The organism is Actinomadura logoneensis, from assembly GCF_003428695.1.
GTDB lineage: Bacteria > Actinomycetota > Actinomycetes > Streptosporangiales > Streptosporangiaceae > Spirillospora > Spirillospora logoneensis.
Genome location: NZ_QURH01000978.1, coordinates 1 through 9,693, shown reverse-complemented (window position 1 = coordinate 9,693; position 9,693 = coordinate 1). Strand labels below are relative to the sequence as shown.

8 protein-coding genes are annotated in these 9,693 nt (G+C 74.8%); 4 read left to right on the top strand and 4 right to left on the bottom strand.

What is annotated here, in order from left to right; genetic code table 11:
* From DZF91_RS33260 to pheT, 4 genes are all read left to right on the top strand, one after another.
* The coding region (locus tag DZF91_RS33260; RefSeq protein WP_147341508.1) for an STAS domain-containing protein at positions 1-345 on the top strand (345 nt) is incomplete at its 5' end.
* A 284-nt stretch (positions 346-629) separates the two neighbouring features.
* On the top strand, positions 630-1,721 hold the full coding sequence (locus DZF91_RS33255) for a sensor histidine kinase (protein WP_117361014.1): 1,092 nt from the start codon (positions 630-632) through the stop codon (positions 1,719-1,721).
* Between the two features lie 130 nt (positions 1,722-1,851).
* Positions 1,852-2,961, top strand: coding sequence for a phenylalanine--tRNA ligase subunit alpha (gene pheS, locus DZF91_RS33250; protein WP_117361013.1), 1,110 nt, complete (start codon positions 1,852-1,854; stop codon positions 2,959-2,961).
* On the top strand, positions 2,961-5,438 hold the full coding sequence (pheT, locus tag DZF91_RS33245; RefSeq protein ID WP_117361012.1) for a phenylalanine--tRNA ligase subunit beta: 2,478 nt from the start codon (positions 2,961-2,963) through the stop codon (positions 5,436-5,438). The genes pheS and pheT overlap by 1 nt, the downstream gene beginning before the upstream one ends.
* A 121-nt stretch (positions 5,439-5,559) precedes the next feature.
* On the opposite strand, the gene DZF91_RS33240 is transcribed toward pheT, so the two are convergent.
* The 4 genes from DZF91_RS33240 to DZF91_RS33225 all read right to left on the bottom strand — a co-directional run bounded on the left by DZF91_RS33240 (position 5,560) and on the right by DZF91_RS33225 (position 9,590).
* On the bottom strand, positions 5,560-6,354 hold the full coding sequence (locus tag DZF91_RS33240) for an ABC transporter permease (RefSeq protein WP_117361011.1): 795 nt from the start codon (positions 6,352-6,354) through the stop codon (positions 5,560-5,562).
* Positions 6,351-7,217 (bottom strand): ABC transporter permease, encoded by an 867-nt coding sequence (locus DZF91_RS33235; protein WP_117361010.1) that lies wholly within the window; start codon positions 7,215-7,217, stop codon positions 6,351-6,353. Before DZF91_RS33235 ends, DZF91_RS33240 begins: the two co-directional genes overlap by 4 nt.
* Positions 7,214-8,185 carry an ABC transporter ATP-binding protein gene (locus DZF91_RS33230; protein WP_117361009.1) on the bottom strand — a complete coding sequence of 324 codons (972 nt, stop codon included), beginning with the start codon at positions 8,183-8,185 and terminating at the stop codon, positions 7,214-7,216. Before DZF91_RS33230 ends, DZF91_RS33235 begins: the two co-directional genes overlap by 4 nt.
* 124 nt (positions 8,186-8,309) lie before the next feature.
* Positions 8,310-9,590 (bottom strand): pyridoxal phosphate-dependent aminotransferase, encoded by a 1,281-nt coding sequence (locus tag DZF91_RS33225; RefSeq protein WP_117361008.1) that lies wholly within the window; start codon positions 9,588-9,590, stop codon positions 8,310-8,312.
* Between the last annotated feature and the right edge of the window lie 103 nt (positions 9,591-9,693).

The window sequence follows — 9,693 nt, the reverse complement described above, 5'->3', positions numbered from 1 at the left end:
GCCGCCGTGCACGGCACGACCACGGTCGTGGCCGTCGCGGGCGAGATCGACCTGCGCACCGCCGACGCGCTGCGCGCGCGGCTGACCGACCTGGCCGGCCTGAACGGCGGCCCCGCCTGCGCCGACCTGGTGATCGACTTCGGCGGCGTGCGGTTCTGCGACGCCAGCGGCATCGGCGTGCTGGTGGCGCTCCGCAACGCGCTCGGCGCGCACGGCGGCCGCGTCCGGCTCGCCCGCGTGCGCCCGGCGCAGCTGCGCCTGCTGCGCGTCGTCGGCCTGGACGCCCGGTTCCCGCTGCACGGGGACGTGGACGACGCCGTCGCCGCCATCGCCGGACGGAACTGACCCGCACGGAACTGACCCGCACGGAACTGACCGCGCGGCGCCCGAGGCGGTCACGGCTGCCCTCGGGGGTGCTCCGGGCGGGTGGGCGGCGCCTCTCGGGGCGGGCCGGTGCCGGGAGGGGCGCGCGGGGCCGCGAAGGCCACAAAACGCTTGCCCCGTGGCGCCTCTCGGGTCCCGCGCCGTCGCCGTCTCCGGATAGAGTCTGTTGTCGTCAGGCCGCGTCCCGTCCGGTGTTCTGGAGGCCGTCCGTGGGTGGAGAGGACTCCCCGACCGCGCGTCGGCGCGTGCCCGGTCCGAGGTCCGGGCACGTCGCTCCGCAGGGTCCCGGGGCGCTCGATCCCGACGACCTGCCGGACGGCCTGCTCGTCGCCGGCCCGGACGGCCGGGTGACGATCTTCAACGCCGCCGCGCGGCGGCTCACCGGCGTCCCGGCGGACGCGGCGATCGGCCGCGACTTCCGCGACGTCCTGCCGCTGCACGACGCCGAGGGGCGCGACTGGTGGAAGTGCGCCGCGCCCTACGAGGGCCTGGCCACCCGCACCCGCCACCCCGAGCAGACCCTCTTCCTCCCCGACGGCACCGAGCTGCTGGTCAGCGCCGCCTACCGCAGGGACGCCGAGGGACGTGTGGAACGGTTCACCGTCACCCTGCGCGACGCCCTGCGCCGCGCCCGCCGCGAGCGCGACCGCGCCGACCTGGTCTCGACCGTCGCGCACGAGCTGCGCTCGCCGCTGACCAGCGTGAAGGGCTTCACCGCGACGCTGCTCGCCAAGTGGCACCGGTTCAACGACGACCAGAAGCTGGTCATGCTGGAGACGGTGAACGCCGACGCCGACCGGGTGACCCGGCTGATCACCGAGCTGCTGGACGTGTCCCGGATCGAGGCGGGCCGGCTGGAGATGCGCCGCCAGGTCGTCGACCTCGCCGACGAGGTCCGCAAGATCATCGCGGGCCGGGTCGCGGCGGGCGACCCCGCCGACCGGTTCCGGTTCGAGACGCGAGGCGAGCTGCCCGAGCTCTGGCTCGACCCCGACAAGATCGACCAGGTGATCGGCAACCTGGTGGAGAACGCGGTGCGGCACGGCGCTGGTACTGTCACGATCGTGGTGGAGCCGGACGCGCACAAGGAGGGGGCCGCGGTGTCGGTACGCGACGAGGGCGAGGGCATTCCGCCCGAGGCCGCCCAGCGCGTGTTCCGGCAGTTCTGGCGCGGGCCCGCGTCCGGCCGCCGCGGCGGCACCGGCCTCGGCCTCTACATCGTGAAGGGCCTCGTCGAGGCGCACGGCGGCACGATCACCGTGCGGCGCGCGCCCGGCGGCGGCGCCGAGTTCCGATTTACCGTGCCCGCCGGGGCCCCCGACCACGCCACCGCCTGAGCGCACGCTCGAACCGCGGCGGCACCGGGCTCCCCGTGCGGGCGGCGCGCACGCGCACGCTTTTCCGGATCTTTCCCGTCCGCGCACTAGACTGCGGACGTCCCACGCCGACCGGAGTCATCACATCACCATGTCTGCACCCAACAAGTCCTACGACCCCGTCGAGGTGTCCGCGCTGCAACCCGCGGAGCTCGACAAGGCCCGAGACGCGGCGATCGCGGCGATCGCGGCCGCCGCCGACCTGGACGGGCTGAAGGCCGTCCGGCTCGCGCACGCGGGCGACCGCTCGCCGCTGGCGCTGGCCAACCGCGAGATCGGCGCGCTGCCGCCGCAGGCCAAGGCCGAGGCGGGCAAGCGCGTCGGCGCGGCCCGCGGCGCGGTCGCGCAGGCGCTGAAGAAGCGCCAGGCCGAACTGGAGGAGGAGCGCGACCAGCGCGTCCTCGTCGAGGAGACCGTCGACGTCACCCTGCCGTGGGACCGCGCGCCGCGCGGCGCCCGGCACCCGCTGACCACGCTCCAGGAGCGGATGGCCGACGTGTTCGTCGCCATGGGCTTCGAGGTCGCCGAGGGGCCCGAGGTCGAGGCGGGCTGGTTCAACTTCGACGCGCTGAACTTCAAGCCCGACCACCCCGCGCGGTCCATGCAGGACACCTTCTTCGTGGAGTCGGAGGAGTCCGACGTGGTGCTGCGCACGCACACCTCGCCGGTGCAGATCCGCTCCCTGCTCTCGCGCGAGCTGCCGGTCTACGTGGTCGCGCCGGGCCGCACCTTCCGCACCGACGAGCTGGACGCGACGCACGCTCCGGTCTTCCACCAGCTCGAGGGCCTCGCGGTGGACGAGGGCCTGACGATGGCCGACCTGCGCGGCGCGATCGACGCGTTCGTCACCGGCATGTTCGGCGGGGGCCTGAAGACCCGGTTCCGGCCGTCCTACTTCCCGTTCACCGAGCCGTCCGCCGAGGTGGACATGCAGTGCTTCGTGTGCCACGGGGCGTCGGCCGAGCCGGGCGGCGAGCCGTGCCGCACCTGCTCCTCGGAGGGCTGGATCGAGCTGGGCGGCTGCGGCATGGTCAACCCGCGCGTGCTGGTGGCCTGCGGCATCGACACGGGCCGCTACAGCGGCTGGGCGTTCGGCCTGGGCGTCGAGCGGACGCTGATGTTCCGGCACGGCGTCGAGGACATGCACGACATGGTGGAGGGCGACGTCCGGTTCACCCTTCCGTTCGGGATGGAGATCTGATGCGGGCCCCGCTTTCCTGGCTGCGCGAGTACGTCGAGCTGCCCGAGGGGATCACCGGCCGGGACCTGGCCGCGAAGCTGATCGACGCCGGCCTGGAGGTCGAGACCGTCGAGCGCGCGGGCGCCGACGTCGTCGGCCCGCTGGTGGTCGGCGAGGTCCTGACGATCGAGGAGCTGACCGGCTTCAAGAAGCCGATCCGGTTCTGCACCGTGGACGTCGGCGACGCCAACGGCACCGGCGAGCCGCAGCAGATCATCTGCGGCGCGACCAACTTCGCGGTCGGCGACCACGTGGTGGTCATCCTGCCCGGCGGCGAGCTGCCCGGCGGGTTCAAGATCGGCGCGCGCAAGACCTACGGGCACATGTCCGAGGGCATGATCTGCTCGGTCCGCGAGCTGGCGATCGGCGACGACCACGACGGCATCCTGGTCCTGCCGCCGGACACCGCCGTCGGCGCCGACGCCATGGAGCTGCTCGGCCTGCGCGACGACGTGCTCGACATCGCCGTCACTCCGGACCGGGGCTACGCGCTGTCGATCCGCGGCATCGCCCGCGAGGCCGCGACCGCCTACGGCGTGCCGTTCCACGACCCTGCCGAGGTCGAACTGCCGGACGGCTCGGACGAGGTGTACCCGGCGTCGATCGGCGACGCGTCCGGCTGCGACCGGTTCGTGCTGCGCGAGGTGCGCGGGTTCGACCCGTCCGCCGAGACCCCGCTGCGGATGCGGGTGCGGCTGTTCCGCGCCGGCGTCCGCCCGGTCTCGCTCGCCGTGGACGTCGCGAACTACGTGATGCTCGAGCTCGGCCAGCCGCTGCACACCTTCGACCGGGCCAAGCTGACCGGCCCGATCGTCGTGCGGCGCGCGGCGGCGGGGGAGAGGCTGGAGACCCTCGACCACGTCGAGCGCGAGCTCGACGCCGAGGACCTGCTGATCACCGACGCGTCCGGGCCGGTCGGCCTGGCCGGGACGATGGGCGGGCTGAGCACCGAGATCGACGAGAAGTCGTCCGACATCGTGATCGAGGCCGCGCACTTCGACGAGGTCGCGGTCGCGCGGATGGCGCGCCGGCACAAGCTGCACAGCGAGGCGTCCTACCGGTTCGAGCGCGGCGTCGACCGCGAGCTGCCGCTGTACGCGTCGGCGCGCGCGGCGCGGCTGCTCGCCGAGCTCGGCGGCGCGGAGATCGTCCCGGGCGTCACGCACGCCGAGACCGCGGTCGAGCCGCGCACGATCACGATGTCCGCCGGGCACCCGGCGAAGGTCGCGGGCGTCGCCTACGACCGCGGGACCGTCGTGCGCCGGCTGGAGCAGGTCGGCTGCGCGGTCGCGGGCGGTGACGAGCTGACCGTGACGCCGCCGTCCTGGCGTCCGGACCTGGGCGACCCGAACGACCTCGCCGAGGAGGTCATCCGGCTGGAGGGCTACGACGGGATCCCGTCGCGCGCGCCCCGTCCGGTCGCGGGCCGCGGGCTGACCACCGACCAGCGGCTGCGCCGCCGGATCGGCCGCGCCCTCGCCGGGGCCGGGTACGTGGAGGTGCTGAACTTCCCGTTCACCTCCGGCAAGGACGCCGACGACCTGCAGCTTCCGAAGGACGACGCGCGCCGTGCCGCGCTGCGCCTGGCGAACCCGCTGTCGGAGGACGAGCCGCTGCTGCGCACGACGCTGCTGCCGGGCCTGCTGAAGGCGCTGGCCCGCAACGTCGGCCGCGGCTTCGGCGACGTCGCGCTGTACGAGACCGGGCGGGTCTTCCGGCCGCGTCCGGACGCGCCGGAGGGCGCGCCGCGGCTGCCGGTCGACCGGGCGCCCTCCGCCGAGGACATCGCCTCGATCGACGCCGCCCTGCCGGACCAGCCGTTCCGCGTCGCGGCCGTGCTGTCCGGCGAGCGCGCCCCGTCCGGCTGGTGGGGCAGGGGCGAGGCCGCGGTCTGGGCGGACGCCGTCGAGGCGGCCCGCACGGTCGCGCGCGAGGCGGGTGTCGAGCTGACGGTGAAGGCCGACCGGCACGCGCCCTGGCATCCGGGCCGCTGCGCGGCGCTGTACGCGGGCGACACGCTCGTGGGGCACGCGGGCGAGCTGCACCCGCGCGTGGTGAAGGCGTTCGGGCTCCCGGCGCGCACCTGCGCGATGGAGCTGGAGGTCCGCGCGCTCGGCGAGCCGCGCGACGTCCGCGCCCCGCACGTGTCGGCGTACCCGGTCGCGACGCAGGACGTGGCGCTGACGGTGGACGCCGGGGTGCCCGCCGCCGACGTCGCGTCCGCGCTGCGCGACGGCGCGGGCGACCTGCTGGAGTCGCTGCGGCTGTTCGACGTGTACACCGGCGAGCAGGTCGGCGAGGGCCGCAAGTCCCTGGCCTACACGCTGCGGTTCCGCGCGACCGACCGGACGCTGACCGCCGAGGAGGCGAGCGAGGCCCGGGACGCGGCCGTCGCCGTCGCGGCGGAGCGCACCGGCGCGGTCCTGCGCGGCGCGTAGGAGAACGCCGGACAGACGTCCGCAGAGGTGAGAACGCCTCCGTCCCTTGGGGGACGGAGGCGTTCGGCCTTCCCTGAGGGCGCCGCCGGCTCCCGGGCCGTCCGCTCAGGGCGCCGGCCCGTCAGCCCGCGTGGTCGAGCGTGCCGGTGCGGCGTCCGACCGAGACGAGGCGTTCCATGGACAGCCAGGCGACCAGGTACCAGCCCGCGCCGACCAGCGCCTCGGCCCCGACCTGCGCGAGGACGTGGCCGGCGGGCGCGCCGTCCAGGATGCCGCGGACGGCCTGCAGCCCGTGGACGAGCGGCAGGTACTCCACCACCGCGCGCAGGGGGGCGGGCCAGACCGACAGCGGGACGTTCGTCCCGCCGAACGCCATGATGATCCCGTAGGCGAAGTTCAGCACGAGCCATTCGACGCCGCGCGTCCGCAGGGCGACACCGGCCAGCGCGCATCCGTAGCCGTAGCTGCTGACCAGGACGAGCACGATGACGGGGATCGCGTACGCCGCGCGCGGCCACGGCAGCGGGACGCCGAGCAGCGGCGGCAGGACGGCCCAGGCGACCATCGAGCTGACCAGCCCGGTCGTCATCCACTGGACGCCCCGGCCGAGGTAGACGGGCAGGTGCCCGGCGGGCGCGACGGCCAGCAGCGGCAGCGTCCCCTGGGCGCGCTCGCCCGCCAGCGAGATGACGACGATCGTGGACTCCATGCAGGCCAGCACGACGATGTTCCCGACCAGCACGAACCGGGTCAGTCCCGGATCGCCGAGGTAGGAGCCGAGCAGCGCGTAGAACGACACCTGGCAGAGCAGCCGCAGGAGCCAGCCGAACGTCCAGGTCCGCCAGGTGTAGACGCGGCCCATCTCGGCGAAGCCGAGGACGGTCGCCTGCCCGATGACGCGGATCGCGTGGATCATGCGTACCCCACCGTCCCGTCGCGCCGGGCGGCGTCCACCAGGCGGCGTGTGAGCCACATCCCGCCCGCGAGCGCCGCCGCGCCGAGCGCGAGGATCGCCGCGAGCGCGAGGGCGAGCGGGCCGCCGTGCGCCGTCCCGTGCACCGCGTCGCGCAGCAGGCGCGCGCTCCACGACAGGAACACCAGGTGGCTGAGCGGGCGCACCCAGGAGGGCAGCACCGTGAGGGGGAACACGACCCCGCCGAGCATGTAGAAGGGGTAGCTCAGCGAGTTCTGGAGGACGTCCCGTGCCCGCGACAGCGAGATGACGCCCGCCAGGAGCATCGCCGTGCCGACCGACGCCAGGCAGGTCGCCGCGATGGCGAGGACGAACACGCCGGGGCTCCGGACGGTCAGGACCCGGCCGAAGCCGAGCGCCGCCACCAGCCAGGACTCGGCGAACGCCAGGACGCCCACCAGGACGACGGCGGCGACGCGTCCGACGACGACCAGGGCGAGGGGGACGGGCGCGGCGACCATGGGGGTGAACCGTCCGGCCCACTGGTCCTCGGGGACGACGCGTCCGGCGTAGTCGAGCGAGGACACCCACAGGCCGATGAGGCCGGGGGCGATGACGGCGCTCGCGACCGCGTCCGGCCGGTGCGCGTGCAGGGTCAGCGCCAGCAGGCTCGTGGTCTGCATCGGGGCGACCAGCAGGATCAGCGCATGGGAGGGGCTGCGCCGCGACAGCACGGTCTGGAGCCGGAAGGCCCGCCACACCAGCGAGACCCGCCACACCAGCGAGACCCGCCACATCACGGATGCCCGCCGCGCCAGGGGGACCCGCCGGGCCGCGAGCGGTCGCCGCTCATTGGAGGAGGTCATACCCGCAGCCCCCGATCGCCGACGGTCCGCAGGTAGACCTCTTCGAGGGTGGGCCGCGCGTGCCGAGCGGTGAGGACGTCCCGTTCGATCAGCCAGGCCAGGACGCGCCGGGAGCCCGCCCGGTCGGTGGTGTGGACGCGCCAGCGGTCGCCCAGCCGTTCGACGTCGGTGACCTCGGGCAGCAGGGCCAGCGCCTCGGCCAGTGACCCGGCCCGTGCGGTCGGCTCGGGAGCGGTGTCGTCGTGGGTGAAGTCGACGCACTCGCGGTCGCCGAGGATCCGGCCCATGTTCGCGGTGTCGTCGGTCAGCAGCAGCCGCCCGCGGTCGATGAGGGAGACCCGGTCGCAGAGCGCGGTCGCCTCGTCCATGTCGTGGGTGGCCAGCAGGAACGTCCGGCCCTCGTCCCGCAGGTCCAGCACGAGGCGCCGGAACGCCGTGGCGGCCACGGGGTCGAGCCCGGACGTCGGCTCGTCCAGGAACAGCACCCGCGGTTCGTGCAGCAGCCCGCGCGCCAGGTGCAGGCGCTGCCGCATCCCGCGCGAGAACCGTTCGACGGGGTCGTCGGCCCGGTCGGCGAGCCCGACCCGTTCCAGCAGCGCGTCGGCCCGCAGCCGGACGGTCCGGGCGTCGAGTTTGTAGAGCGCGCCCCAGAACAGCAGGTTGCGGCGGGCGGTGAGCCGGTCGTAGAGCCCCCGGTCCCCGCCGAGGACGAGCCCGACGAGCGACCGGACGGCCCCGGTCTCGGCGACGACGTCGTGCCCGAGCACCCGGGCGGTCCCGGACGTCGGCAGCAGCACGGTGGAGAGGATCTTGACCAGCGTGGTCTTGCCCGCGCCGTTCGGCCCGAGCAGCCCGTGGATCTCGTTGCGGTCGATGGTCAGGGTGAGGTCGTCCAGGGCGACGACGGTGTCCTTGCGCCTGCGCTCGTACGTGCGGCGCAGCGCGGATGCGGCGACGGCGGCTTCCATGCCACGACCGTGACCGTAAGGCCCCACCCGAAGCCATAAGGCCGCGGCTTAGAAAGCGGCTCACGAGCGACCGGAGAGCCCGCGCCGTGGTGCGTCCGGCGGTGCGACCCAGGGTGCGTCCGGGTCAGACCGAGTCCTCCACGAGGCAGCGCGAGCGCAGGTCGGCCACGGCCGCCTCGATGCGCCTCGTGGCCCTGCGGATGTGGGGCAGGGCCGCCGGGTCGGCGCTGTCCAGCGCCTCCAGCTGCTCGTCGGGCGTCCTGCCGTAGAGCATGCTCGTGGACGCCTTGAACCGCAGCGCGCCCGTCTCGTCGCCGAGCTTGTGCCCGGCCAGGACGGCGATGTCGTACTCCTCGAAGAGGTACTGCTGGAGCGAGTGCGAGTCGGTGATGCCGAGCGCGGCCAGGGGCGCGCGCAGCGGCTCGAAGTCCGGGTAGACGTAGAACGCCGCGGTGGGCGGACGGCACCGGGCGCCGGCGGCGACCATGACCGTGTGCAGCGTCCGGGCGACGGAGCCGTGCAGGCGGGCGCTCGCGGCCAGGCGTTCGCGGACCTCGGGCGGGTCGCCGAGCACGTACCCGGCGACCTCCTGCATCGGGTGCGCCAGCGTCGACCACAGGTCGCTGGCCGCGCCCAGCACTCCCGCCTGGATCTGCTCGCCGCGCGCGCCGGCCGGGAACCGCGCCAGCCCGATCCGCCAGCCGCCGAGGGCCATGCTCTTGGACAGCCCGTTGGTGACGACCGTGCGGTGCGGGGCGACCTCGGCCGGGCTGAGGAACTCGGTGCCCGGGTCGTGGACGATGTCGCGGTAGATCTCGTCGGACAGGATGACCAGGTCCTCGTCCTCGGCGATCGAGCAGATCGCCCGCACCAGCCGGGGCGGGGCCAGCGTTCCGGTCGGCGTGTCGGGCAGCGTGCAGATCAGCAGCCGGGGGTCCAGGCCCCGGGCGCGCGCCGTCCGGATGGTGGCCCGCAGGGCGGCCGGGTCGGGGACGCCCCCGGCCTCGGCCGTGATGGGCACGCCGATCGGGGCCTTGCCCGCGAGCCGGGCCTGCGGCGCGTAGCTGTTCCAGCAGGGCCGCGGCAGCAGGACGTCACCGGGGACGGCCAGCTGGACGGCCATCAGCAGCGGTTTGCTGCCCGGCGCGACGACCACCTGCTCGGGATCGGTGGGCAGCCCGCGGCGGCCGAGGAACCCGGCCGCCGCCTCGCGGACCGCCGGGGTCCCGGCGACCGGGCCGTAGGTGGTCCGGTGCGCCGCGGCGGTGAGCAGGTCGGCCAGCGACGGCAGCAGCGGCAGCCGGGACTCGCCGAACGCCAGGTTCATGATGTCGGCTCCGGCGGCGTTCAGCCGGTCCACGACCTGGTTGAGCTCCAGGTTGGGAGACATGCGCCAGTGGGCCATCGTCGGGTCTCCTTCTGCCGCGCGGCGGCCTGGGCGGCCGACGCCAGGGTCGGAACGGACGCGGCCGTGCGCGCGCGGCGGGTCCCGGGCGGACCCGGACCCG

What these genes read in the sequence shown, in the direction of transcription:
- DZF91_RS33230 (WP_117361009.1), bottom strand. Translation starts at nt 8,185, where the DNA reads ATGGAAGCCGCCGTCGCCGCATCCGCGCTGCGCCGCACGTACGAGCGC.
- DZF91_RS33225 (WP_117361008.1), bottom strand. Translation starts at nt 9,590, where the DNA reads ATGGCCCACTGGCGCATGTCTCCCAACCTGGAGCTCAACCAGGTCGTG.
- pheS (WP_117361013.1), top strand. Translation starts at nt 1,852, where the DNA reads ATGTCTGCACCCAACAAGTCCTACGACCCCGTCGAGGTGTCCGCGCTG.
- DZF91_RS33240 (WP_117361011.1), bottom strand. Translation starts at nt 6,354, where the DNA reads ATGATCCACGCGATCCGCGTCATCGGGCAGGCGACCGTCCTCGGCTTC.
- DZF91_RS33235 (WP_117361010.1), bottom strand. Translation starts at nt 7,217, where the DNA reads ATGACCTCCTCCAATGAGCGGCGACCGCTCGCGGCCCGGCGGGTCCCC.
- pheT (WP_117361012.1), top strand. Translation starts at nt 2,961, where the DNA reads ATGCGGGCCCCGCTTTCCTGGCTGCGCGAGTACGTCGAGCTGCCCGAG.